This window comes from Synechococcus sp. W4D4 (assembly GCF_047716805.1).
Classification (GTDB): Bacteria; Cyanobacteriota; Cyanobacteriia; order PCC-6307; family Cyanobiaceae; genus Vulcanococcus.
In genome coordinates, this window is record NZ_CP180404.1 from 271,444 (window position 1) to 294,681 (window position 23,238).

The following is a 23,238-nucleotide window of genomic DNA, read 5'->3' on the forward strand; positions in this document are numbered from 1 at the left end:
CCGTGCATTTCCAGGACATTATCCAGACCCTGAACCGCTTCTGGGCTGAGCGGGGTTGCCTGATCCTTCAGCCCTATGACACGGAGAAGGGTGCCGGGACGATGAGCCCCCATACGGTGCTCCGCGCCATCGGACCGGAGCCTTGGGCGGTGGCCTACCCCGAGCCCTGCCGCCGGCCCACCGATGGCCGCTATGGCGATAACCCGAACCGGGCCCAGCACTACTTCCAGTACCAGGTGCTGATTAAGCCCAGCCCGGATGCCATTCAGGAGACCTATTTGGCCTCGCTGGAGGCCCTGGGCATCCGCGCCAAGGACCACGACATTCGCTTCGTCGAGGACAACTGGGAGTCCCCCACCCTCGGCGCCTGGGGTGTGGGCTGGGAGGTCTGGCTGGATGGCATGGAGGTGACCCAGTTCACCTACTTCCAGCAGTGTGGAGGCATCGATTGCCGGCCGGTCTCGATCGAGATCACCTATGGCCTGGAGCGCCTCGCGATGTACCTCCAGGACGTGGAGAGCATCTGGGATCTCTCCTGGGATGGCAACCGCTCCTACGGCGACATCTGGTTGCCGTTTGAGAAGGGTCAGTGCACCTACAACTTCGAGGCCTCCAACCCGGAGCGCCTCAAGCAGCTGTTCGCGATCTATGAGGCCGAGGCCGCGGATCTGGTGGCCAAGAAGCTGCCCGCTCCGGCCCTGGACTTCGTGCTGAAGTGCAGCCACACCTTCAACCTGCTGGAGGCCCGCGGCGTGATCTCGGTGACGGAACGCACCGCGACGATCGGCCGGATCCGCAACCTCGCCCGCCAAGTCGCCGAGGCCTGGCTGGAGGAGCGCGAAGCCCTGGGCTTCCCGCTGCTTAAGAAAGAGGCGGCGGTCGCGGCCTAACGAAGGGAACGCTCACTCCAGCCGGACTGGGGTGAGGTTTGCCATTGCTGCTCTTGGGCGGGGCCTTGGTGGCCCTGTCCCTTGGAGTCCTGCCGCTGTTGCTGGCGTCTCGGCTGGCCTTGGCGGTGGTGTTGGGTCTGCTGCAGTGCGGCTGGGCTCGCCGTCAACGCTGGTCCCTCTCCCAGCTATTGGCCTGGCTGCTGGCTCTGCTGTTGCTGGGTGGTTGGGGCTGGATGGGACGGCCCCAGCCCTCAGCGACTGATCCGGTTCAGCGGATTCCGCCCCACCAGCAGTCGCAGCAGGTCCAGGTGGAGGCGCGGCTGCTGCAGGACCCGCGAGGAATGGGTGCGTCCTGTCAGGCCTTGGCCGAACTTCCGCAGGGGCGGGTTCGTCTGCGCTTTCGCTCCTGCCAAGAGTTGCAGCAGGGCTGGCGTTTGCAACTGGAGGGCCGACTGAGGCGGCTGAGCGGCGGACCGCACCCGCTGCTGCCTGGGGCGGCGGAACGGCTCGCGGGCAAAGGGGTCTGGAGTGAACTGCGGGTTGAGCGTTGGCAGCTGATCGCCCGCCCGCCCACGCTGATGGCGGATGGTCGCCGCTGGATTGCTACGGAGCTGCGGCGGGTTGGTGGGGAGGAACCCGGCGGGCTGCTGGCGGCTTTGGTGTTGGGGCAAGCGATGGTGCCGCTGCCCGCGAGCCTGAAGGAATCCTTCCGGGCGGCGGGCCTCTCCCATGCCCTGGCGGCTAGTGGGTTTCATCTGAGCGTGCTGCTGGGCGCCGTGCTGCTGGTGACTCGCCGCGCTCCTGCCTTGATCCGTTGGCCGGCGGCCTTCGGTGCGATGGGGTTGTTTGGACTGCTGGCGGGCGGTCAGGCCTCCGTGGTTCGCGCTCTGTTGATGGGGGCGATGGCGTTTGTCCTGAAGGAGAGCGGTCGCCGCGCTCGTCCGCTGTTCACGCTCTTGCTCTGCCTGCTGCTGATGTTGGTGTTGCGGCCGAGCTGGCTTCTGGATGTGGGCTTTCAGCTGAGTGCGGCCGCCACGGCTGGCCTGATCCTCTCGGCCGGTCCCCTGGAGGAGCGACTGCGCAGGTGGCTCCCCCGTTGGGCGGCTGCCGCGATGGCGGTCCCTCTGGCCGCTTCGCTCTGGACCCTGCCGTTGCAGCTGCTGCATTTCGGCGTGGTGCCCAGTTACGCGGTCCTGGCCAATGTCCTGGCGGCTCCGTTGCTGACACCGCTGACCTTGGGGGCGATGGCGATGGCCCTGACTGCGGTGCTGATGCCACCCCTACTCGGGTTGCTGGGTGCGCTGATGGTGCCGATGGCACAGCTGTTGCTGGCTTTGGTGCAACTGATGGCCCGCTTGCCGATGGCCCAGTTGCCGATCGGACAGCTAGGGGTGCTCCTGGTGTTGCTTCTGCTGGCGGGGCTGCTGCCCTGGTTGCTTCCGGCCGGTCGCCGTTGGCGTCTGCTGGCGCTGCCACTGCTTCCCCTGTCGGTTGGCCTGCGCTGCTGGCAGCAGAGCCGGGACCAACTGCTGCTGGTTCGCCAGGCTCCGCGCCAATGGCTGGTCGTCCGCCACCAGGGCCGGGCGGGTCTGGTGAGCCTGAAGGCCGACCCCAGCAGTTGCCGCCGCGCTCAGCAACTGGCCCAGGGGCTGGGGGTTCCGCGCTTCGATTGGCTGCTCTTGCTTGATCCACTTCCTCAAGAGCCCAATCCCTGTTGGTCGCGCTTGGCCCACACCACGGTCGATCGCCTCTGGCCTGGGCAACAGCTGCACAGCCCAGGGCTCTCGGTGAGTCGCATCAGTTCCGATAGCCAGGGCCTGTCCTTCAGGGCAGGGCGACAGCGTTGGTTGGTGCTTCCCGATCGGCAGGCCTGGTGGAGCTGGCTGCGGCAGGGCCGCGGCGGCGGCTCGGTCTGGTTGGGGTTTGTTCCCAGCGCCCGGGAGGTGCAGGCCTTACGCGGCCTTCAGGCCTGGTGGCCCACTGCCGGTTCCACCAGCGGATGGCACCAGAGCTGAGCTGGCTGCTTGATCCGTACACTGGCCCAGTCGCCTGGAGAGGTGGCTGAGTGGTCGAAAGCGAACGACTCGAAATCGTTTGAAGGGCAACCTTCCGTGGGTTCGAATCCCACCCTCTCCGTTGCTTTTGATCAGCTGTGGAAGACCAGGACCAGCCCTTGGCTGACCTGGTGAAATTCCCGTTCTTCCCGGCTGAGATCGAGTCCGACCTCGAGCCCTTCTTTGAGGGCGTTGTCGTAGGGCGGTGGAGTCGGCGCTTGACCGGCAGTCCAGAGCGCCGCAATGCCAACCGAGGTGGCGTGCCAGCTAAAGCAATCGGTTGTGCCAATGGAGGGAGTCTTTAGCTCGTCTTCCAGCAGCTCGCGGATGGCCATGGCTCAGGAACAGTCCTCTCAGCATTCAGAGTTCGCTCTCTGACGGCAATCAGCTGACAGGTTTCGTGACTGATGGGCAATCAAACTTCAAGAGAACGCCCTTAGGCTGCGGCCCATGCTTGCTGGAATCGGGCCGATCGCCCTGGTGCACGAGTGGTTCACCCCCCGGTCGGTGGGGGGCTCGGAACTGGTGGTCCAGGAGTTGGATGCCCTGCTGCAGCAGCCCCAGCTCTTTGCCCTGGTGGATGGGGAGAGCGGTCGCCGCGGCAGCTGGCTGCAGGGTCGCTCGATCACCAGCTCCTTTGTCCAGCGCCTGCCCTTTGGCGTGAGCCATGTCCAGCAGTACCTGCCGCTGCTGCCCATGGCGATCGAGCAGTTGGATCTGACGGGCTACCCCCTGGTTCTCAGCAGCAGCCACCTGGTGGCCAAAGGCGTCCTGACCGGCCCGGACCAATGCCATCTGAGCTACGTCCACACTCCCGTGCGCTACGCCTGGGATCAGATGCACGCCTACCTGCGCCAGTCAGCCCTGGCACGGCGCGGGCTGGGCCCCCTGATTCGTGCGCAGCTGCATCAACTGCGCCAATGGGATGTCCTGAGTGGTCAGCGCCCGGATCAGTTGTTGGCCAACTCCCGCTTCACCGCCTCGCGTATCCGCCGCTATTGGGGCCGTGAGTCCACCGTCGTTCACCCCCCGGTTGAGGTGGACCGCTTCCGCTGGGATCAGCCCCGCGATGACATCTACCTCTGTCTCTGCAGGCTGGTCCCCTACAAGCGGGTGGATCTTGTGGTGGAGGCCTTCAACCGCACCGGTCTTCCCTTGGTGGTGATTGGAGACGGCCCCGAGCGTGCTCGCCTGCAGGCCATGGCCGGGCCCAATGTCCGCCTGCTCGGTCGCCTTCCCCAGGACGATGTCAATAACTGGTTGAGCCGTTGCCGCGCCTACGTCTACGCCGGGCTCGAGGACTTCGGCATTGCCCCGGTGGAGGCCATGGCGGCGGGGGCTCCGGTGATTGCTTTAGGGCAGGGTGGCTTGCTGGACACCGTCCGCTGCATCCAACGGGGCGATCGCCAGCCCACCGGCCTGCTCTTCCCGGATCAGCAGGTGGCCTCTCTGGTGGCGGCACTGGAGTGCTTTGAGCAGCAGCGGCTTTGGCAGCAACTCCCTGCCGAACGGCTCAGGCAATGGGCGGAGGGCTTCAGTCCCCTTCGCTTCCGCGCTCGCATGGAGGCGGTGATTGAGCACAGCTGGAACCGGCATCAACGGGCTCGCCAGGAGCGCAGCCGAGCCCTGCCTGTGCCTATGGCTTGAGTGACTGCAACGGGGTTTCGCTGCGAACACTTGACTTCTTTAATGACAACTGGAAACTGACCAACCGCTTCGCCGTTTGTCCGCTGTTGACTCGATTCCCGCTGAATCCACGGCCAGCTCTTGGCTGAGGGCTCAATCCAAGCGCGGACGCATCGTCAAACGCGTCGGTGACATCAGCTTTTCGCTGTTGGTGCTGATCCTGGGCTCCCCGCTGCTGTTGCTGCTGGCCCTGGTGGTCAAGCTCAGCTCCAAGGGATCGGTCTTCTATTGCCAGCGCCGCATCGGCCGCGGCTACAGGGGCTTTGGCTGCCTGAAGTTCCGCACGATGCGCAAGGACGCTGATCGTGTCTTGGCGGCGGTCTTGGCCTCCGATCCGGTCCTGCGGGCTGAATTCGAGCGGGACTTCAAGCTCAAAAATGACCCGCGGATCACGCCGATCGGCCGTTTCCTGCGCCGCTCCAGCCTCGATGAGCTTCCTCAATTCATCAATGTCCTCAAGGGCGAGATGAGCGTGGTGGGTCCCCGCCCGATCGTCTGGGATGAACTGGAGCGCTACGGCCGCACCATGGATGAAGTCCTGGCGGTTCGCCCTGGATTGACCGGCCTCTGGCAGGTCTCCGGCCGCAACAACCTGCCCTACGAGACCCGGGTCAAGCTCGATCTCTTCTACGCGCGCAACCGCAACTTCTGGCTCGACCTGGGCATCGTCCTGCGCACGATTGGTGTGGTCCTCCTACCGATGGACCGCGGCGCCTACTAAGAGGGCCACCAGCAGCCAGAGGCCCTCAAGACGGCGACTTAAAGCGAGGAGGCGTTCGACATCGGCTGGCTCGGGAGCCTGAGCCCCGGCAGCCAGCAGCGGTTTGCAGGTGCTCTGGTCGCCGTAGCGATTGACGCCCCCCAGTTGAATCCCCAGGCACTGGGCATAGATCGCCTGGGAGACCCCAGCGTTGGGTGAGGGGTCGGGCTTGCCCTCCAGCAGGGCCCGCCGCGCCAGGGGCAGGGCCCGTCGGGCGGTACTCGGCTGCGCCAGGGGCAGGCTGACGGTCACGAGCCGGCAGGGCAACCAGACCAGCAGATCATCGAGCCTGGCCCCGGCGGTCCCGAGCCAACGCAGGGTTCCGCGGCGGTAGCCGAGCATGGAATCGAGGGTGCTCGCGGCTTTGAATCCCCAGGCCAGGGCCAAAGGACCCGGCCCGCCGTATGGCCAGAGCGCCGCTCCGATCAGCATCCAGAACAGCGGAGCGAACAGACCATCAACAGCGTTCTCGCTGGCGGTCTCCGCGGCGGCCCGCAGGATCTCTTGGCGGCTCAAGTCCTGGGTGTCTCGGCCGACGATCCAGCTCAACGCCTGGCGCGCAGGCCCGAGCTCGGTCTCGTTTTTCAGGGCCTCCAGGACGGCCTGAACCGCCTGCTCCAGGCTCCTTCCGGCCAGGGCACTGGCCAAGGCGACCAGAAGCAGAGGCCAACCCAGAACCCAGGGCAGATCATGGCTGCGTTGCTCAAGCCACCAACCGCAGCCGCCGCTGCCCAGCACCAGTAGCAGGGTGATGCAGCAGCCCGCTAGCCGCAGGCCGAGGGGGGAGTGGCTGAACCAGCGCTCCGCGAAGCTCCGAAGTTGGGTGATCCACCAGCCCATGACCACGACCGGGTGCAGGCACCAGCGCGGGTCCCCGATCCAGCGATCGAGTCCGGCCGCAGCCAGGACCAATAAAAAGGGGTGGATCCCCGAGAAGGAATCCACCCCGACTGGAAGCAACAAGACCTGAATCAGGCGGCCTTCAGCCAGGAGAACATCGAACGCAGGCCCTTGCCGACTTTCTCGATCGGGTGCTGGCTGTCGCGCTCGCGGATCTTCTTCATTTCAGGCTTGCCGGCTTCGCATTCGGCCACGAAGTTGCGGGCGAAGGTGCCGTCCTGGATGTCGCCCAGGATGCGCTTCATTTCGGCCTTGGTCTCGGCGGTGATCAGGCGGGGACCGCTGACGTAGTCGCCGTACTCGGCGGTGTTGGAGATGGAGTCACGCATGGCGGTCAGGCCGCCCTTGACCATCAGGTCAACGATCAGCTTCACCTCGTGCAGGCACTCGAAGTAGGCCAGCTCGGGCTGGTAGCCCGCTTCCACGAGGGTCTCAAAGCCCGCCTTGACCAGCTCGGAGAGGCCGCCGCAGAGCACGGCCTGCTCACCGAAGAGGTCGGTCTCGGTCTCTTCCTTGAAGTTGGTCTCCAGGATGCCGGCGCGGGTGCCGCCGATGCCTTTGGCGTAGGCCATGGCCAGGCCACGGGCGTTGCCGGACGCGTCCTGGTGGATGGCGAACAGAGCAGGGACACCCTGGCCGTTCTGGTACTCCCAACGGACGGTGTGACCGGGGCCCTTGGGGGCGATCATCACGACGTCGACGTCAGCGGGGGGCTTGATCAGCTCGAAGCGGACGTTGAAGCCGTGGGCAAAGCTCAGCACTTTGCCGGCGCTGAGGTGGGGCGCGATTTCGGCGTCGTAGACGGCCTTCTGGGTCTCATCGGGCAGCAGCACCATGATCCAGTCCGCCTTGGCGGAGGCGTCGCTGACGCTCACGACTTCCAGGCCATCGGCCTTGGCCTTCTCGGCGGAGCGGCTGCCTTCGTAGAGGCCCACCACCACGTTCACACCGCTGTCTTTGAGGTTCAGGGCGTGGGCGTGGCCTTGGGAGCCGTAGCCAATGATGGCCACCGTTTTGCCGTTCAGCAGGCTGAGGTCGGCATCGGTGTCGTAGTACAGCTTGGCCATCAGGGGCTTCGGTTCAGCGCTAAGCAAGGATCGAGCTTACGAAAGCGCCGGTCAGCTCCCTCAGGCTTCGTTGGGGTGGGCGATCACCCGGTCGATCAGGCCGTAGTTCATGGCCTCCTCGGCGCTCATGAAGTAGTCCCGGTCGGTGTCCTTCTCGATCTTCTCGACCGGTTGGCCCGTCATGCCCGCCATGTTGTTGTTGAGCATGTCCTTCATGCGCAGGATCTCGCGGGCCTCGATCTCGATGTCACTGGCCTGGCGCTGGCTCGTGCCGCCCAGGGGTTGGTGAATCATGATCCGGCTGTGGGGCAGAGCCAGGCGCTTGCCCTTGGTGCCGGCACCCAGCAGGAAGGCGCCCATCGAGGCCGCCAGGCCCACGCAGATGGTCACCACGTCACTCTTGATGTATTGGATCGTGTCGTAGATCGCCAGACCCGCGGTCACCGAGCCACCGGGCGAATTGATGTACAGGTAGATCGGCTTGCTGTTGTCCTCGGAGTCGAGGTACAGCATTTGTGCCACCAAGCTGTTGGCAATGGCGTCGTTGACCTCAGAGCCGAGGAAGAGGATCCGCTCGACGCCAAGGCGCGTGTAGATGTCAACCCAACGCTCGTATTGGCTGCCGGGGAGGCGGTAAGGAACGCTCGGGGTACCGATGGGCATGGCTGGTCGGGTGAGTGAAGGACGGGGAAAGAGGGATCAGCCGATGCCGCCTGGCACGGGTGAGGGCAGGTCTTTTTGGCTTGTCAGGACCCGGTCAATCAGCCCGAAGTCCACCGCTTGCTCGGCGGTCAGGTAGGTCATCCGATCGGAGGCCTTGGAGAGTTCTTCGGTGCTCTTGCCGGTGTTGGCCGCGAGCATCTCGAGCATGGTGCGCTTGTTGTGCAGCACCTCCTGGGCCCGGATTTGGATGTCGCTGGCTTGGCCGCGTGCACCGCTGCGGGGCTGGTGGAGCACGATCGAGGCGTGGGGCAGGGCAGCCCGATGGCCCTTGGTGCCTGCGCTGAGGATCATCGCGGCGGTGCCCATGGCCTGACCGATGCAGATGGTGTGCACCGGGGGCTTCACGTAGCGGATCGTGTCGGCGATGGCGAAGGCCTCGGTTTCAAAGCCGATGGCATCGCCCGAGTACCAGCTGGTGCCCGTGGAGTTGATGTAGAAGAAAATCGGCTTCTCGGGGTTGTCGAACTCCAGATAAAGGAGCTGGGCAATGATCAGCTCGGTGACGTCGATGCCCATCTGACGCTTGGCATCGTCATCACTGAAGAGGGGCAAACCCAAGTAGACGATCCGCTCCTTCAGCAAAAGGGAGGGAAGGTCGGGCGGTGGGGTGCGCATCACGGCCGAATCGCCGTAGTAGGGGGCTGACACCGACATCCGCGGATCCACTGCTGGCATGAAGCCGGAGCCTAGCGGGGGTTGGCGGGGTCCTGATCGCCTTTCTCGCTGCGTTTTCCGTTGGACTTGCTGCGATTGCGTGCGTTGTTACCGCTTCCCTTCGGAGGAGTGGGGCCTGAGCTCTCATTCCCCTCCCAGCCATCGCGCTTGGCGAAGACCATCCGACCGGTCGGGGTCTGCAGGGCTCCGGTGACGGTCACCTGCAGGCGCTCACCGCTGAGGCCGTGGCCGCCATCGACGACCACCATGGTGCCGTCCTCGAGGTAACCCACCCCTTGATGGGATTCCTTGCCATCGCGGACGACCTTGATGCTGAGCTCATCGCCGGGCTGCACTTCTGGCCGAAGGGCAATGACCAGTTCGCTGAGGTTCATCACCTTCAGCTCTTGCACCTCGCCAACTTTGGCGAGGTTGTAGTCGGCCGTGAGCAGGGTGCCGCCGGTGTCTGCCGTCAGCTTCAGCAGCTTGTCGTCGACTCCGTTGCCTTCGTAGCGGGTGGTGTTGACCACCAGGCGGCGCCCGTAGCGCTCGCGCAGATTGCTCAGCAGCTTTAACCCGCGCCGCCCCTTGCCGCGCTTTTCGGTGTTGGAGGAGTCAGCCAGGGCCTGCAGTTCATCGATCACCGCCTGGGCCACGATCACCTGTCCCTCCAGCAGCCCCGAATCCAAGAGGCCGCGGATGCGGCCATCGATGATCACGCTCGTATCGAGGATCTTGGCGCTCGCGGGCATCAGCACCCCGTCGGCCACCAGCAGGGCTTCGGTGCTGTTGGGGTTGAACAGGCGCAGCAGTGTGCGGCCGTGGACCTCGGCGAGGTTGTAGCCCGAGACGCCAAAGAAGACGTTGGCGGCGATGGCTGCCAGGGGTTTCACCAGCACCAGCTCCCAGGGAAGGGAGAGGAACAGGATCGGCGAGATCAGCAGATTGGCCACGAGCAGGCCCAGGATCAAGCCCACGGCTCGGCTCACCAGCAGATCGGTGGGCATGGTGCGCACCTGCTCCATCAGCCGGCGCCGTAGCCGCTGGAACACCACCCCCGCCAATAGGCCTGCGAGGGCACCGCCGCCGCCGAGGATCCAGCTCAGCTGCTCAATGTTCTCGATGCGGATCAACTGTTGCTCCGGCAGCAGATCCACCCCGAGCCAGCCCGCGGCGGCTCCGGAGACCACGAACAGCACCAGGATGAGGGTGTCCACCATGGCGGGTGCTGTGGCTGCCAGTCGCTCGGAAGCAGCATGCCCTATTGCGGCGGGTTTGGCCCAGGGAGGTAACCGGCCTTCAGCTCGCCGGCCGCCGCGCAGTGCCTACCTACACATCCCGTTTTGCCATCGGCGCTGCTTTTATTGCGACTTCCCGGTGGTGCCGCTGGGGGATCGGGCCGGTGGCGGAGCAGGGCAATCCGGCAGCCGCTCGATTGAGGCCTACCTGGAGCTGATCACGGCGGAAATCGAGGCCTCACCCCCCGGACCGCCACTCTCGACCGTCTATGTGGGGGGCGGCACCCCCTCGATGCTCACGGCGGAGCAGATCAAGGTTCTGCTTCGGAGCCTGAGGAACCGCTATGGCTTGGCGCCCGGTGCCGAGATCAGCCTGGAGCTCGATCCCGCCAGCTTTGATCAGACGCGCCTGCAGGGCTATCTCCAGGCCGGGGTCAATCGGGTCAGCCTCGGTGGTCAGAGTTTCGATGATCAGGTGCTCGAGCGCCTCGGGCGGCGGCACCGCCGTGCTGATCTCGTGGAGGCGGCCGCCTGGCTGCAGGCTGCCCGGGCTCAGGGTGAGCTGGTGAGTTGGAGCTTGGATCTGATCCAGGGGCTGCCGGGAGCCACGGCCCAGCACTGGCAGCAGCAGCTGCAGCAGGCCCTCGCGCTGGATCCACCCCACCTCTCGGTCTATGACCTGATCGTTGAACCGGGAACGGTCTTTGAGCGGCTGGAGTCCAACGGGCAACTCCAGCTGCCCCTGGAGGACCTCGCCGCCGATTTGATGGAGCTCACGGCTGGAACCTTGGCCGCTGCAGGGTTTGGCCACTACGAGATCTCGAACTACGCCCAGCCCGGCCACGCCTCACGCCACAACCGCGTCTATTGGAGTGGTGCCGGCTGGTGGGGATTCGGGATGGGGGCGACAGCGGCCCCTTGGGGCGAGCGCCAACCGCGGCCCCGCACCCGTGAGGGCTACGCCGCATGGCTGCAGCGTGACCCAGTCGAGGGCCCCGAACCCCAGCCCATGCCCATCGATGAGCGGGTGATGGTCGGCCTCCGCCGGCGGGAGGGTGTGATGCTCTCGCCGCTGTTGGCTGGGTTGGATCAGGCGGAGCTGAGGCGCCGCTGGCAGCCTTATCTCGAGCGTGGCCTTCTCCGCCGTGAGGGCGGTCGCTGGCGTCTCAGTGATCCAGAGGGCTTGGCTCTGAGTAATGCGGTCCTGCGGGAGTGGCTGGCGTGGTGGGAGGAGCAGGTTGCAGAGCACCCACCCAGCCCCTGAGAGCTTCAACGCAGAGGGCGCGGCCCTGGATCAGGGGAGGGCAGAAGGGCGGTTGTTTGGCTGTTAGCCCCAGTAAATCGGCGGTGACGCGCACCTGGCCATCGCACTGCTCTCCAGCGCCGATGCCAATGACGGGGATCGTGAGCTCCTGGCTCAGGGCCCTGGCCAATTCAGCGGGGACATGCTCAAGCACCAGGGAAAAACAACCGGCGGCTTGCAGGTCGCGGGCGCAGCGCTTCAGGCGCTCTTGGCTGATGGGGTCGTTCGCTTGGCGGCGATAGCCCAGGCGATGCACCGACTGGGGGGTGAGCCCCAGGTGGCCCATCACCGGGATGCCGGAGCGCACGAGGCGATCGACAACCGCCAAGGTCTCTGGTTCCCCGCCTTCCAGCTTCACGGCGGATGCGGGGCTGTTCTTCAGCACTTGCCCGGCGGCGGCCACGGCTTGGTCCACGCCGCACTGGTAGCTGAGAAATGGCAGGTCCGTGATGATCAGCGGTTGCTGATTGGCGGGGCGCTGCAGCCCGCGGCCCACGGCCCGGGTGTGCATCACCATCTCTTCGAGGGTGACCGGAAGGGTGGTGGCGTGCCCCAGGACGACCATGGCCAGGGAGTCACCCACCAGGATCGCGTCTGCCCCTGCGTCCTCCACCAGGGCCGCGGAGAGCGCATCCCAGGCCGTGAGGACGGCGATTGGCCGGCCCTCCTGCTTGCACGTGAGCAGATCAGCAGGTCGCACCTGGCGATCACCGGATGGATGGGGCTCATTGCTAGCATCCGACTGACTCGGACCCATGCGGCCCGGACGCCCAAATCTGGTCAGGACCGGAAGGGAGCAGCCACACGGGATGCTCTTGGCAGGCGTGGACTCCGGGTCACCCAATTGAGCCACAAAAAAGGGGCCCACAGGGCCCCTTTTGCTTGGGTTGAGTCCCGCGCTCAGTTGTTGTTTTGACGGTTGAGCAGGAAGGAGGGGATAGCCGCGCCGGGCAGGTCGCCTTCAGCGCTGTCGCCGGCCACGAAGCTGTTCAAGGGGCGCTCTGGGCGATAGGCACCGCCGCCTTCGAAGCCCGTGGCGATGACCGTGACGTGGATCTCGCCTTCCAGCTTCTCGTCCACCACGGCACCAACAATGATGTTGGCCTCGGGGTCGACCACGTCGTAGATCACCTCGGACGCGGTGGTCATGTCCTCGAGGGTCATGTCCTTGCCGCCGCTGATGTTGATCACGCAGCCCTTGGCACCGTCGATCCGGGCGGACTCGAGCAGCGGGCTGTTGATGGCGGCCTGTGCGGCTTCGCTGGCGCGGGAGCGGCCGGAACCAACGCCCAGACCCAGTAGGGCCGTGCCGGCATCGTTCATGACCGAGCGGACGTCGGCGAAGTCCACATTCACCAGGCCGGGCTTGGTGATGATGTCGGTGATGCCCTTCACGCCCATCCGGAGGACGTCGTCAGCGGCGCGGAAGGCGTCCTGCAACGGAGCGCCAGCGATGGCTTCCCGCAGCCGATCGTTCGGAATCACAATCAAGGTGTCCACGTGCTCGGAGAGGCGGGCGATGCCCTCCTCGGCCTGACGCATGCGGCGGCGACCTTCAAAGCCGAAGGGCTTGGTGACGATGCCCACGGTCAGGGCGCCGCACTCCTTGGCAACTTCTGCAACGACCGGAGCGGCACCAGTGCCGGTGCCGCCACCCATGCCTGCGGCGATGAAGACCAGGTCAGCACCCTGGAGGGTCTGGGCCAAGTCGGTGCGGGATTCTTCGGCTGCTTTCTGACCGATGGCCGGGTTGCCGCCTGCCCCAAGGCCACGGGTCAGCTTCTGCCCGAGCTGAACCCGCTGCTTGGCTGCGGATTGAAGCAGGGCCTGCGCATCGGTATTGAGTACGCGATATCCAACGCCATCGAGATCCGAGAGGATCATCCGACCAACGGCATTGCTGCCGCCGCCGCCCACGCCGATCACCTCAATCCGTGCGGACTGACTAGGCACGATCCCCGCCGAGCCATTGCTGGTGACGGCACTGAGGCCCTCGGGTGCGATCTCCATAGCAGGTGCAGTGCCGTTGGTGCTTCGCTGCATTATGTCGTTGATCCTGCCGATCACAGGCTTAGTTCGGCATACCTTTGCTGTCCAAGGGCTTTAGCGCAATGCCCTGTCACCGTTTACAGGTTTTGCCGCTGGCTCTAGGGGTTGCGGGCTGCAGTTTGGGGCGCGGCTTTGGCTTCAGGTGGTTTCGGTTTGGCCTTGGCGGGAAGGCCTAGTTCAGGTTGATCCGGATCGCTGAGGTCAATCGACTGCAGTTTCAGGTTGCGGATCTGGCCGGGCAGTTCTGTGGAGAGGTGGCGCAGGACATCCAGGCGCTTGGCCAACTTGTCGTCGTTGGGGCCCAGGTGGATGTCCCCCAGGGCTGCGGTCCGCAGCCAGAGGCTGCCGTTGGCTTCAAAGCGCACCTGCAGCAGGGGGCTGCCCAGGGCATCCCGCTCCGCCAGGACCCGAGCCAAGGCTGGGCGTAGGCGGTCCTGCCAGCCCAGGACCATCACCGTTGGTGCGGCGGCGGGGGCGCCCGCGAGTTGCTGACGGCGCGTCATCCAGTTGCCGAGGCGATCGACGTAGCCCATCTCGAAGCCCTTACGGCTGCGGCGTTGGGCCTGGGCGACCGCTTCCCTGTCCACCAGGGCGATCTGTAGCCGAGGCGGAAGCATCAGGCGGTTCACCTGGACCTGCTCCACCGGAAGTCCCGCCGAGAGACGTTGGGCCAGTTGCTTGGGTTGGAGGGTGAGCAGTGGCATGGGCAGTTGCAGGTTCCCCTCTCGGATCACCTGCGCTCGGCTGACCTGGCGACTTCCCAGGACTTCGATTTGCTCGGGGTCGCGCACGACCCAGCCCTGCTTCAGCAGGCCCCATCCCAAGACCCCTGCACTGCCAGCGAGGACCGCAATCCGCCAGATCTGCTTCCAACGCTCTTGCCGGCGTTCCTGCCGCAGCTGGCGTCTGCGCTCAAGGGCTTGGCCTGAGCGCGAGGAGGCCGTGCTCACAATTCGCAGCGGGAGCGGGACATCAGTTGATCCCGCCAGCGGCGGGCGCGCTCGGCATCGGCAAAGGGAACATCCGCCTGGCGGCCTCCCCCCATCAGACGAAGCCGGCAGGCCCCCTGCGCTTCTTCGGTGAGGGGGGCTTCGCCGGAACCCAGGGCCAAGAGGTCGACCTGATCGAGGCTTTTGACCTCAAAACGACCGATCTCGTTGAGCTTCCCGGACTCAAAGACGCTCCAGGCGATGGTTCCGTCGATCAGGCGGGCGCCTCCGCAGTCATCGAGCTTGGAGAGCTCGGCCCCCTCAGCCCAGGTGCGAAAGAGATTCTGGCGGCGGCGTTCCAGCCAGCCGAGGGCGGTGATCAGGGGAAAGATCACCAGCAGAGGGAGCCAGATCAGACCGTGACTCATGCCGCTTCGGTCCTCCTGGATTGACGGGGCTGCGCTGATTCTTGCGCCAGCTGCACCAATTCGTGCACCAACTCTTCAAGCGGTAACCCTGTCTTGGCCCAGAGCATCGGATACATGCTTTGGCTGGTGAAGCCGGGCAGGGTGTTGATCTCGTTCAACCACAGCGCCCCGCTGGCTTCCTCATAGAAGAAGTCCACCCGGGCTAGTCCGGAAGCACCCACGGCCCGGCAGGCGGCGATGGCCATGGTCCTGGCCCGCTCACTGAGGGCCTCGGGCACGTCAGCGGGGATCACGGTGTGGCTTTTGCCGTCGCTGTATTTGGTGTCGTAGTCGTACCAATCAGCGTCAAAACAAATCTCTCCGAGCACCGAGGCGCGCATCTGCTGCCCGCCCAGGACGGCGCATTCCAGTTCTCGGGCTTGGATGCCCTGTTCCACCACCATGCGGGGGTCGTGCTGGGCCGCTAGGGCTAGGCCCTGCAGCAGCTCAGCGCGGTTGTTGGCTTTGCTGATGCCGACGGAAGATCCGAGGTTGGCGGGCTTGATGAAGCAGGGGTAGCCCAGCTGCGTCTCCAGCTGTAGTGCCAGGGCCTCGGGCCGGTCCTCGAGTTCGCTGGCCGCAACGCAGGCGTAGGGCACCTGGGGCAATCCGGCAGCGGCAAAGGCGGCCTTCATCGCCTGTTTGTCCATCCCCACAGCGGAACCCAGGACCCCTGAGCCCACAAAGGGCACCTGCATCAGGCTGAACAGGCCTTGGATCGTTCCGTCTTCCCCGTTGGGGCCATGCAGCACGGGAACCCAGAGCTCGATGTCGAGTGCACCCTCGGGGAATCCTTGAAAACCAGGCCTGAGCGGCGCCGCCGGCAGTTCGCTGCGCTCAGCTGGGGTGCCTTTGGCCAGGACGGCATCGGCCACTGCCGGCGGCCACCAGTGTCCCCATTGGTCGATGTAGAAGCAGTCCAGCCGATAGCGCTCTGCATTGGCCCCGGAGCGCAGGGCCGTGGCGACGGTGCTGGCCGAGCGAATCGAGACCGCATGCTCGCCCGAGACACCCCCAAAGACCAAACCCAAGTTGATGGCTTCGGTGCTCATAGGGGCGTCAGGTCAGGGGCCAAACGTATCAGTGATTTCGCGCTTAGCCAGCGTCAGGACAGGGCTACTCCGCTGAGGGAGAAGGCCCGCACGTCCTCGATGCGCACATCCACGAGATCGCCGGCTTGCCACTGCCCACCAGCGGCGCGGGCGGCGGGGAAGAAGGTCAGGCGGTTGGTGCGGGTTCGCCCCATCACCTGATCGGCCTGCTTGGGGTTCACACCCTCCACCAGCACCTGCTCCGTGCGGCCGGCGTAGCGGGCGCTGCGCTCCTTGGCCTTGCGCTCCACCAGGGCGTTGATCTCTTGGAGGCGTTGCACTTTCACCTCTTCGCTCAACTGGTTAGGCCAGTCAGCTGCAGGGGTGTTTGGACGGGGCGAATAGGCGGCGGTGTTCACCTGGTCAAAGCCGATCTCGTCGATCAAATCCAGGGTGCGGCGGTACTGGGCGTCGCTTTCCCCCGGGAAGGCCACGATCACATCGGCACTGATGGAGGCGTCGGGCATGCGATCGCGGATGCGGTCGATGATGCGGCGGTAGCGCTCGACGGTGTAGCCCCTGGCCATGGCCTTGAGGACCTCGTCGTCTCCGCTTTGAAAGGGGACGTGGAAGTGCTCGCAGACCTTGGGCAGATCCGCGCAGGCGTCGATCAGCCGCTCGGTGAAATAGCGGGGGTGGCTGGTGGCGAAGCGAATGCGTTCAATCCCCTCGACGTCATGGACGGTGTGGAGGAGATCCGTGAGGGTGTGTTGCCGGCGGCCTTCCGGCGTGATCCCTGGCAGGTCGCGGCCGTAGGCATCGATGTTTTGCCCGAGCAGGGTGATCTCCTTAAAGCCCTGGGCGGCCAGTCCTTCCATCTCGAGCTTGATCGCCTCGGGTAAGCGCGATTGCTCCTTGCCCCGCACCGAGGGCACTACGCAGTAGGTGCAGCGCTCGTTGCAGCCATAGATCACGTTGACCCAGCCGCAGATGCTGCTGTCGCGGCGGGCGGTGGTGATGTCCTCAAGGATGTGGTGCTCCTCGGTGGCCACGACCTGTTGGCCCTGCTCCACCTGGTTCAGCAGGACATCGAGGCGATTGGCGTGCTGCGGCCCCATCACCAGGTCCAGTTCTGGCACTCGGCGCAGCAGGGATTCGCCTTCCTGCTGGGCGACGCAGCCGGCCACGACCAAGGTGAGGTTGGGGTTGGTGCGTTTGCGCTGGGCTTGGCGGCCCAGATAGCTGTAGACCTTCTGCTCAGCGTTATCGCGGATCGTGCAGGTGTTGTAGAGGACCAGATCGGCCTCCAGCTCAGCCGTGGCCTCGCTGTAACCCATGGATTCGAGGATCCCGGCCATACGCTCGGAATCCGCCTTGTTCATCTGGCAGCCGAAGGTGGTGATCCAGTAGCTGCCGCGTCCCGTTGTGGCCTCAGGGGCCTGGGGAGCACTCAGTTGTGTCGCCGTCATGACTCCAGTTTCCGGTATGGGCGGCGCGGCGGTTCGATCCGTGCCAGCTTGAAGGAGAAGCCGTGTTTCGATGCGCCTCCGTCTGAGCCGTTTTCGCCTCAGCAAAGCGGTGCCCTTGGCCATCAGCCGCGGCACGACCTCTGCTGTTGAGCACCTGCTGCTGGAGCTGGACCATGGCGGCATCACCGGCCGCGGCGAGACCGGTGGCTTTGATACGGGGCACCGCCACTACGAGACCGACGCGGTTGCAGCGGAACTCGAGGCCCTGGTGCCACGGCTGGATTCCCTCGAGCCCCAGCCTCTGCAAGCCCTGGAGCCCCTACTGGCTGGGCTGAGCCCACCGGCCCGCTGCGGTTTGGATCTGGCCCTGCACGACTGGTGGGGACAGCGCCTGGGACAGCCGCTGCATCGGCTTTGGGGCTTGGATCCCGCGGCCTGTGTGGCCACCAGCGTCACCCTGGGTTTGGGATCGCTTGCGGCGGTGTTGGCGCGGCTGGAGCGTTGGCGGCAGCAGCTGCCGGCTACGCGGGTGAAGCTGAAGTTGGGCTCCCCCGATGGCCTGGCCCATGACCGGCAGTTGGTGGAAGGGGTGAAGGCGGTCCTACGTCCTGGCGATGAACTGCAGATCGATGCCAATGGGGGCTGGGACCTCGAGGGCGCCCACCAGATGATCCCCTGGCTGGCGGATCAGGGCGTGGTGTTGGTGGAGCAGCCCTTGCCGCCCTTGGCGGATCCCGAGGCCGACCGGGCTGGATTTGCGGCGCTGCATGGACTGGCGTCCGTTCCTCTGGTGGCCGATGAGAGCTGCTGGGACCTGTGCGATCTGCTGCGCCTGGCTCCCCATGTGGATGGCATCAACATCAAGTTGGTGAAATCCGGTGGTCTCAGCGAGGGCCTGCTCATGGCCCGCACGGCCCATCGCTTGGGTTTGAAGGTGATGCTCGGTTGCTATTCCGATGGCGGATTGCTGAATAGTGGTGCGGCTCAACTGCTGCCCCTGGTGCAGTGGCCTGATCTCGATAGCCACCTCAACCTGGTGGATGACCCCTTCTCTGGGCCCGATCGCCAGGGGGATCGGCTCGTTCCGGCGGATCGCCCGGGCCTGGGCGTCCAGGAGGTGGGCTGATGCTGTCGACTGAGCGTCCAGTGGTGCTTTTGCAGCATGGCGGGCTCGACAACCTCTCTGGCAAAACAGGGTTGGCGATGCTCCGGTATCGCTCCGGTCCGATCGTGGCGGTGGTGGACCCGGCCCACGCCGGGGAGTCCCTCGAGGCGGTCACTGGGATTCAGCGCTCCGTTCCCGTGCTGGCGAATGTGGAGACGGCATTGCCCTACGGCCCCGAGGTGGCGGTGGTTGGGTTGGCGCCCTCCGGTGGACGGCTGCCCATGGAGATGCGGGGCGATGTGGTCCAGGCCCTGCGGGCTGGGCTGAGCTTGGCCAGTGGTTTGCACAGTCGCCTGGCGGATGACCCGGAGTTCGCAGCGATTCCCTTGGCTCCAGGCCAGTGGATTTGGGATCTGCGCCATGAGCCAGCGGATCTTGAGGTGGCGACAGCCCGTTGCGCCGCCTTGCCCGGCCGGCGTGTGCTGGCGGTCGGCTCCGATATGGCCGTTGGCAAGATGAGCGCCTGCTTTGAACTGCAGCACTGCGGGCTGCAGCAGGGCCGGGACGTGCGCTTTGTCGGCACCGGCCAGGCAGGGATTTTGATCAGTGGCCAAGGTGTGGCCCTGGATGCTGTGCGCGTCGACTACGCCGCCGGCGCGGTGGAAGCGGCGGTGCTCAAGGCTGCTGAAGGGGCCACGGCCGACACCTTGGTTTTGGTGGAAGGGCAAGGGTCCCTCTGTCATCCGGGCTCGACGGCCACCCTGCCTTTGATGCGCGGCAGCCAACCCACGGCCCTGCTGTTGGTGCACAGGGCCGGTCAGACCCATGTCCGCACCCGTCCCGGTGCCGCTTTGGTGGCAATTCCGCCGTTGCCAGAGGTGATTGCGGCCAATGAGGCCCTGGCCGCCTTGGCGCGCCCCGATGGATGGCGTCCCAAGGTGCGAGCGATCTGCCTGAACACTGCCCTCTTGAGTGAGGACCAGGCTGAGCAGGAACGCTCTTCTTTGCAGGCGCTGACAGGCTTGCCGGTCTGGGATCCCGTGCGTCAAGGACCCTTTGAGCTGCTGGAGGCCCTGGGCTAATGCCGCACTTTGCTCCAAATAGGGCGAATCCCCTGATCCTCAGAGAGAATCAGGGGATTCTAGAAGGGGCGAGCGAGGGGACTTGAACCCCCGAATGCCGGGACCACAACCCGGTGCCTTAACCACTTGGCTACGCCCGCCAGGGCGTGCGAATCCTACCAATGCAACAGTTCTCGATCGATGACTGCCTCCGCGGGTGATGGACGCTGGACCTGGGCGGCGGCGGCCGGTGTCGCCGTTTTGGCCTTGGCGGTGACGAACCCCGGGACAGAGGATTTCGAGTCATTTGCTGGCGATCAACTCGTGCGGGCTGCTTCCCGCGAGCTCTGCGCTCCTGGATCACTCCCTCTGTTGGCACGCTTGGTGATTCGGGATTGCCCCCAGCTGGTGGCGAGTCAGCGCACGGCGTTGGGTCAGTTGGCGGCGGCTTCGAGCCGCCGATACAACGCCGGTCTGTTCAGCATCTACACGACCGAGTTGGGCGGTCAGACCCTGTTGCCGGGACTCACCATCCCCCGCTATCGCGCTGTGACCTTGGGGGGCGCTGGCCAACTCTTGGTGGTTCAGAGTTCAGAGGGAGCGGCGCCGGGTTTGGCGCAGCGTTGATCGCATTCGGGATGGATTTAGGCATCGAGCAGCGGCTGCAATGTTTGGTGCCGCGGGCCCTGCTGGATCCCGAGCGCAGAGATCTGCCCTGCGGCGATGCCCAGGGATTACTGCCGGTCGAGTTGCGCTGGCAGGGCGATCAGCTCCGATCGATCGAACCTTGCAACCAGCCAGGGTTGCCTTTAGCGCTGACCCCCTTGGTGGACCCCCATGTCCATCTCGACAAGGCTTTCAGTTGGCCGGACTTTCCCAACTACAGCGGCCGGATGCAGGCGGCGCTGGAGCAGAACATGCAGGAGGGGCAAGAGCGCAGTGCTGAGCAGGTCCTGCAGCGCGGCGAGAGGGCCCTGGATCAGGCCTGGCGTTATGGCCTGCGGGGGCTGCGTAGTCACATCGACAGCGGTGGCCCCTGCGCGCTGCCCAGCTGGGATGCCCTGCTGCAGCTTCAGGAGCGATGGAGGGACCGGATCCGCTTGCAGTTGGTCGCCCTGGCCCCGCTTCCCCTCTGGGGCCAGGGCGAGGGTTTGGCGTTGGCGCGGCGGGTGTCTGCCGCGGGTGGGCTTCTCGGTGGTGTCTTGGGACCTCCATTCCCCAGTAGTGGCCGGGATGGGACGGACCTGGATGTGCTGCTGCGGTTGGCCGGAGAACTGGGCTGCGGCATTGATCTGCACATTGACGAGTCCTCCGAGGCCCCCGCCGCTGGGGTCCAGCTTCTGGTTCAACGGCTCGAACGGTTTCACCCGGGGGTGCCCATCACGTGCAGTCACGCCAGCAGCATGGGGCTGCTGACTGCGCGGCAAGCTCGGCCGCTGGCGCACCGGTTGCAGCGCCTGGGGGTGGCTGTTGTGGCCTTGCCCACCACCAACTTTTGGTTGTTAGGCCGTGAGCAAAGCGTGAGCTCTGGTTTCCGTCCCCTGGCCCCCCTGCGCCTGTTGCAGCAGGAGGGGGTCGCGGTGGCGCTGGGGGCTGACAACGTCCAGGACCCCTGGTACCCCGGCGGTGACTTCGACCCGTTGGATTTGCTGCGTCTGAGTTTTCGCGCCACCCACACCCCCCCTTGGGAGCGCCAGGGCCTGATGCCGTTCACGACAACGCCTGCGCGCCTGTTGGGGTTGGCCTGGGACGGGGTGCTGCGGGTCGGAGGACCGGCGGATCTGTTGCTGACCAGCGCCGGTAGTTGGCCGGAACTGCTGGCCCATTCCCCGCAGCGCCGGGTGTTGCGACAGGGCCGTTGGTTGCCGCCACCGGAACAGGCCCATCCCGATCCTCGGCTTGCCAATTTGGTCTGATGCAGAGCACCTCTGACCTGCCGGGCTCCCTGCCCCCGGGCCTCCCTGATCCGGCGACGTCCGCCCAGCTCGAGGCCCTGGCCTCGGATCTTCGCGCCGCTGGATTGCCCTTGCTGCGGAGTGCGGGGGAGCTGGAGAGCCTGGCGGCGGATGGATTTGTGTATTCGCCCGTGCTTCAGCCCCTGCTCTGTGGTCTGCGCGCCCAGATCGGCGTTCAGGTGAATGCCCCTGAGCAGGTGCTTCAGGTGGCCGCGGCCTGCAGCCGCCATGGGGTCAGCCTGACGGTGCGGGGTGCTGCGACGGGGAACTACGGCCAGTGCATTCCCTTGGCCGGTGGCTTGCTGCTGGAGACCAGTGGCCTGAACCGCCTGCGAGGGGTTGATGCCACCTCGGGGGTCTTCACTGCTGAACCCGGGATTGTCTTGGCGGAGCTCGATCGCCAGTTGCTCGCCCATGGCCGGGAGCAGCGTCTGTTGCCGAGCACGGTGCGCACCGCCAGCCTCGGCGGCTATGTGGCGGGAGGATCCGGCGGCATTGGTTCGCTGCGCTGGGGATTTCTGCGGGACCCCGGGCACCTGCTGGGGGTGGAGATGGTGACCTTGGAGGCCGAGCCGCGGCTGCTGCAGCTGGACGCCAGCGCCGCCCGTCCCCTGAACCACGCCTACGGGACCAATGGGATCTTCACGGCCTTGACCATGGCCTCCGCTCCGGCGGTGGCCTGGCGGCAGTGGGTGCTGGAGTTTGACGAGTGGTCATCGGCCCTGGCTGCGGCCCAGCAGCTATCCGCCTCTGCCTTGGAGTTGAAGGCCTTGTGTCTGCTGGAGGCCGCCGTCGCTGCGCGCTTGCCTTGGCCCCAGGGTTGCCCGGGCGCCACGGGCGAAGGCCATCGGGTGTTGCTCCTGGCGGCGCCGGATGCCACGAGCGTCCTGGAGTCCTGGACGCTTGAGCTCGGGGGGCGGCTGAGCTGGAGCGCTCCCCAAGGGCAGAGCCGGGGAATTCCGCTGCGGGAGCTGACCTGGAACCACACGACCCTGCATGTGCGCAGCCAGGATCCCGGTTGGACCTATCTGCAGCTGCTGTTGCCACAGCCGGAGGCCCCAGCTCTTGAGGCCCTAAGGGAGCGTTGGGGCGACGATCTGCTCTGGCATCTGGAGGCGGTCCGCAGCCAGGGCCGGCAGCGCTTCGCCTGTCTCCCGTTGGTGCGGTGGCGTGGGACCCGAGCTCTCCAGGACCTGATCGATCAGGCCCGAGAGCTCGGTTGCCTGCTCTTTAACCCCCATGTCATCAGCGTTGAAGACGGGGGCCTTGGGGTGGTGGATGCCGATCAGGTGGATGCCAAACGGGCCTATGACCCAGCGGGGCTGATGAATCCAGGCAAGTTGCGCGGCTGGACTTAGCAGCCGAGGCTGGCCCGGGTGTCGACTCCCGTGGTGGGATTGGTGCCAGACGCGCTGATGCAGAGGCTGCGCTGATCGGCGCGATCAAGCAGGGCATCGCTGAAGTCGGCGTTCTCCACCTGGGCGCCGGTGAAGGTGCTGCCGGAGGCGATCACCCCCACCAGGACGGCATTGCGCAAGTCGGTCCCGCTCATGTCGGTGCGATCCAGCAGCACATCCGAGAGGTCAGCGCCGTTGAAGTTGGCTTCGGGGAAGGCCCCCTGGGTCAAGATCGCGCCATGGAGGTCGGCCCCACTGAAGTTGGCGGCTTTGCCGACGGCCCCTGCGAAGGAGGTGTTGGCCAGTTGCTGACCAGAGAAGTCCTTTCCGCTTTGGTTGGTGAGGGTGTAGTCGACGGTGTCCTGAAACAGCGCCCGATCCTGCAGTCCCACACCAGCAGAGGTGTCGAGGGCCATGGTCATGGCCGGAGCCGACAGCAGCATCACCACGGCCCACAGCCAACTGAAGAGACGGATGTAGGTCATGGCGGTCATGGGGCC

At 65.7% G+C, this 23,238-nt stretch carries 23 protein-coding genes, 2 tRNA genes and 1 other RNA gene; 12 read left to right on the forward strand and 14 right to left on the reverse strand.

All coding sequences use genetic code 11. The features are described 5' to 3' along the window. Positions 1–2: 2 nt before the first annotated feature. From glyQ to ACLM42_RS01495, 3 genes are all read left to right on the forward strand, one after another. Positions 3–890, forward strand: a complete 888-nt coding sequence (gene glyQ / locus ACLM42_RS01485) for a glycine--tRNA ligase subunit alpha (RefSeq protein WP_415399507.1) — start codon at positions 3–5, stop codon at positions 888–890. A gap of 38 nt (positions 891–928) precedes the next feature. Beyond that, positions 929–2,905 (forward strand): ComEC/Rec2 family competence protein, encoded by a 1,977-nt coding sequence (locus ACLM42_RS01490; RefSeq protein ID WP_415399508.1) that lies wholly within the window; start codon positions 929–931, stop codon positions 2,903–2,905. 36 nt (positions 2,906–2,941) lie between these two features. Continuing rightward, positions 2,942–3,026, forward strand: a tRNA-Ser gene (locus ACLM42_RS01495). A 10-nt stretch (positions 3,027–3,036) separates the two neighbouring features. Here ACLM42_RS01495 and ACLM42_RS01500 read toward each other — a convergent pair. Next, on the reverse strand, positions 3,037–3,279 hold the full coding sequence (locus tag ACLM42_RS01500) for a hypothetical protein (RefSeq protein WP_185186007.1): 243 nt from the start codon (positions 3,277–3,279) through the stop codon (positions 3,037–3,039). A 115-nt stretch (positions 3,280–3,394) separates the two neighbouring features. Here ACLM42_RS01500 and ACLM42_RS01505 point away from each other — a divergent pair, with 115 nt between their 5' ends. Together ACLM42_RS01505 and ACLM42_RS01510 are read left to right on the forward strand one after the other, a co-directional pair. Next, positions 3,395–4,591 (forward strand): glycosyltransferase, encoded by a 1,197-nt coding sequence (locus ACLM42_RS01505; protein ID WP_415399509.1) that lies wholly within the window; start codon positions 3,395–3,397, stop codon positions 4,589–4,591. A 76-nt stretch (positions 4,592–4,667) separates the two neighbouring features. Next, the gene (locus ACLM42_RS01510) at positions 4,668–5,351 is read left to right on the forward strand and encodes a sugar transferase (RefSeq protein WP_247911653.1); all 684 of its coding nucleotides are present in this window, start codon (positions 4,668–4,670) and stop codon (positions 5,349–5,351) included. Here the strand turns inward: ACLM42_RS01510 and cbiB are convergent. Genes cbiB through ACLM42_RS01535 form a run of 5 tightly spaced genes read right to left on the reverse strand, consistent with a single transcriptional unit; the run spans position 5,325 to position 9,954 of the window. Beyond that, positions 5,325–6,335, reverse strand: coding sequence for an adenosylcobinamide-phosphate synthase CbiB (gene cbiB, locus ACLM42_RS01515; protein ID WP_415399510.1), 1,011 nt, complete (start codon positions 6,333–6,335; stop codon positions 5,325–5,327). The two genes, ACLM42_RS01510 and cbiB, sit on opposite strands and share 27 nt — an antisense overlap. Before the next feature lie 26 nt (positions 6,336–6,361). After that, positions 6,362–7,357 carry a ketol-acid reductoisomerase gene (gene ilvC / locus ACLM42_RS01520; RefSeq protein ID WP_415399511.1) on the reverse strand — a complete coding sequence of 332 codons (996 nt, stop codon included), beginning with the start codon at positions 7,355–7,357 and terminating at the stop codon, positions 6,362–6,364. A gap of 60 nt (positions 7,358–7,417) precedes the next feature. Further along, entirely contained in the window at positions 7,418–8,020 is a 603-nt protein-coding gene (locus ACLM42_RS01525) for an ATP-dependent Clp protease proteolytic subunit (protein WP_247911651.1), read from the reverse strand. A 36-nt stretch (positions 8,021–8,056) separates the two neighbouring features. Continuing rightward, positions 8,057–8,734, reverse strand: coding sequence for an ATP-dependent Clp protease proteolytic subunit (locus ACLM42_RS01530; RefSeq protein ID WP_247911650.1), 678 nt, complete (start codon positions 8,732–8,734; stop codon positions 8,057–8,059). A gap of 32 nt (positions 8,735–8,766) precedes the next feature. Continuing rightward, positions 8,767–9,954, reverse strand: coding sequence for a PIN/TRAM domain-containing protein (locus ACLM42_RS01535; RefSeq protein ID WP_415399512.1), 1,188 nt, complete (start codon positions 9,952–9,954; stop codon positions 8,767–8,769). Between ACLM42_RS01535 and hemW the strand changes: the two genes are divergently transcribed. Further along, positions 9,938–11,236 carry a radical SAM family heme chaperone HemW gene (gene hemW, locus ACLM42_RS01540; protein ID WP_415399513.1) on the forward strand — a complete coding sequence of 433 codons (1,299 nt, stop codon included), beginning with the start codon at positions 9,938–9,940 and terminating at the stop codon, positions 11,234–11,236. The genes ACLM42_RS01535 and hemW overlap by 17 nt on opposite strands. Here the strand turns inward: hemW and panB are convergent. Next, positions 11,139–11,975 carry a 3-methyl-2-oxobutanoate hydroxymethyltransferase gene (panB, locus tag ACLM42_RS01545; RefSeq protein ID WP_247911647.1) on the reverse strand — a complete coding sequence of 279 codons (837 nt, stop codon included), beginning with the start codon at positions 11,973–11,975 and terminating at the stop codon, positions 11,139–11,141. The two genes, hemW and panB, sit on opposite strands and share 98 nt — an antisense overlap. Before the next feature lie 44 nt (positions 11,976–12,019). Between panB and ffs the strand changes: the two genes are divergently transcribed. Continuing rightward, an RNA gene (gene ffs / locus ACLM42_RS01550) (signal recognition particle sRNA small type) lies at positions 12,020–12,116 on the forward strand. Between the two features lie 59 nt (positions 12,117–12,175). On the opposite strand, the gene ftsZ is transcribed toward ffs, so the two are convergent. From ftsZ to miaB, 5 genes are all read right to left on the reverse strand, one after another. Beyond that, positions 12,176–13,318, reverse strand: a complete 1,143-nt coding sequence (gene ftsZ, locus ACLM42_RS01555) for a cell division protein FtsZ (RefSeq protein WP_415399514.1) — start codon at positions 13,316–13,318, stop codon at positions 12,176–12,178. Between the two features lie 104 nt (positions 13,319–13,422). Next, positions 13,423–14,274: a cell division protein FtsQ/DivIB gene (locus tag ACLM42_RS01560; protein ID WP_247911645.1), complete on the reverse strand. Its 852-nt coding sequence runs from the start codon at positions 14,272–14,274 to the stop codon at positions 13,423–13,425. Next, positions 14,271–14,681 (reverse strand): hypothetical protein, encoded by a 411-nt coding sequence (locus ACLM42_RS01565; protein ID WP_415399515.1) that lies wholly within the window; start codon positions 14,679–14,681, stop codon positions 14,271–14,273. The genes ACLM42_RS01560 and ACLM42_RS01565 overlap by 4 nt, the downstream gene beginning before the upstream one ends. Further along, on the reverse strand, positions 14,678–15,772 hold the full coding sequence (locus ACLM42_RS01570; protein WP_415399516.1) for a D-alanine--D-alanine ligase family protein: 1,095 nt from the start codon (positions 15,770–15,772) through the stop codon (positions 14,678–14,680). The genes ACLM42_RS01565 and ACLM42_RS01570 overlap by 4 nt, the downstream gene beginning before the upstream one ends. A 53-nt stretch (positions 15,773–15,825) precedes the next feature. After that, on the reverse strand, positions 15,826–17,220 hold the full coding sequence (miaB, locus tag ACLM42_RS01575) for a tRNA (N6-isopentenyl adenosine(37)-C2)-methylthiotransferase MiaB (RefSeq protein ID WP_415399517.1): 1,395 nt from the start codon (positions 17,218–17,220) through the stop codon (positions 15,826–15,828). A gap of 70 nt (positions 17,221–17,290) precedes the next feature. On the opposite strand from miaB, the gene ACLM42_RS01580 reads away from it, so the two are divergent. Further along, the gene (locus ACLM42_RS01580; RefSeq protein ID WP_415399518.1) at positions 17,291–18,346 is read left to right on the forward strand and encodes a dipeptide epimerase; all 1,056 of its coding nucleotides are present in this window, start codon (positions 17,291–17,293) and stop codon (positions 18,344–18,346) included. Further along, the gene (locus ACLM42_RS01585) at positions 18,346–19,407 is read left to right on the forward strand and encodes a DUF1611 domain-containing protein (RefSeq protein WP_415399519.1); all 1,062 of its coding nucleotides are present in this window, start codon (positions 18,346–18,348) and stop codon (positions 19,405–19,407) included. The genes ACLM42_RS01580 and ACLM42_RS01585 overlap by 1 nt, the downstream gene beginning before the upstream one ends. Before the next feature lie 67 nt (positions 19,408–19,474). Here ACLM42_RS01585 and ACLM42_RS01590 read toward each other — a convergent pair. Next, positions 19,475–19,547: transfer RNA gene (locus ACLM42_RS01590), tRNA-His, on the reverse strand. 40 nt (positions 19,548–19,587) lie between these two features. Between ACLM42_RS01590 and ACLM42_RS01595 the strand changes: the two genes are divergently transcribed. The 3 genes from ACLM42_RS01595 to ACLM42_RS01605 are packed head-to-tail and all read left to right on the forward strand — an operon-like array spanning position 19,588 to position 22,699. After that, positions 19,588–20,013, forward strand: coding sequence for a DUF4359 domain-containing protein (locus tag ACLM42_RS01595; RefSeq protein ID WP_415399520.1), 426 nt, complete (start codon positions 19,588–19,590; stop codon positions 20,011–20,013). A gap of 11 nt (positions 20,014–20,024) precedes the next feature. Beyond that, on the forward strand, positions 20,025–21,302 hold the full coding sequence (locus tag ACLM42_RS01600) for an amidohydrolase family protein (RefSeq protein ID WP_415399521.1): 1,278 nt from the start codon (positions 20,025–20,027) through the stop codon (positions 21,300–21,302). Next, positions 21,302–22,699 (forward strand): FAD-binding oxidoreductase, encoded by a 1,398-nt coding sequence (locus tag ACLM42_RS01605; protein ID WP_415399522.1) that lies wholly within the window; start codon positions 21,302–21,304, stop codon positions 22,697–22,699. Before ACLM42_RS01600 ends, ACLM42_RS01605 begins: the two co-directional genes overlap by 1 nt. Here the strand turns inward: ACLM42_RS01605 and ACLM42_RS01610 are convergent. Beyond that, complete coding sequence (locus ACLM42_RS01610; protein WP_247911964.1) at positions 22,696–23,223, reverse strand: pentapeptide repeat-containing protein; 528 nt, start codon at positions 23,221–23,223, stop codon at positions 22,696–22,698. The two genes, ACLM42_RS01605 and ACLM42_RS01610, sit on opposite strands and share 4 nt — an antisense overlap. Positions 23,224–23,238 lie beyond the last annotated feature (15 nt).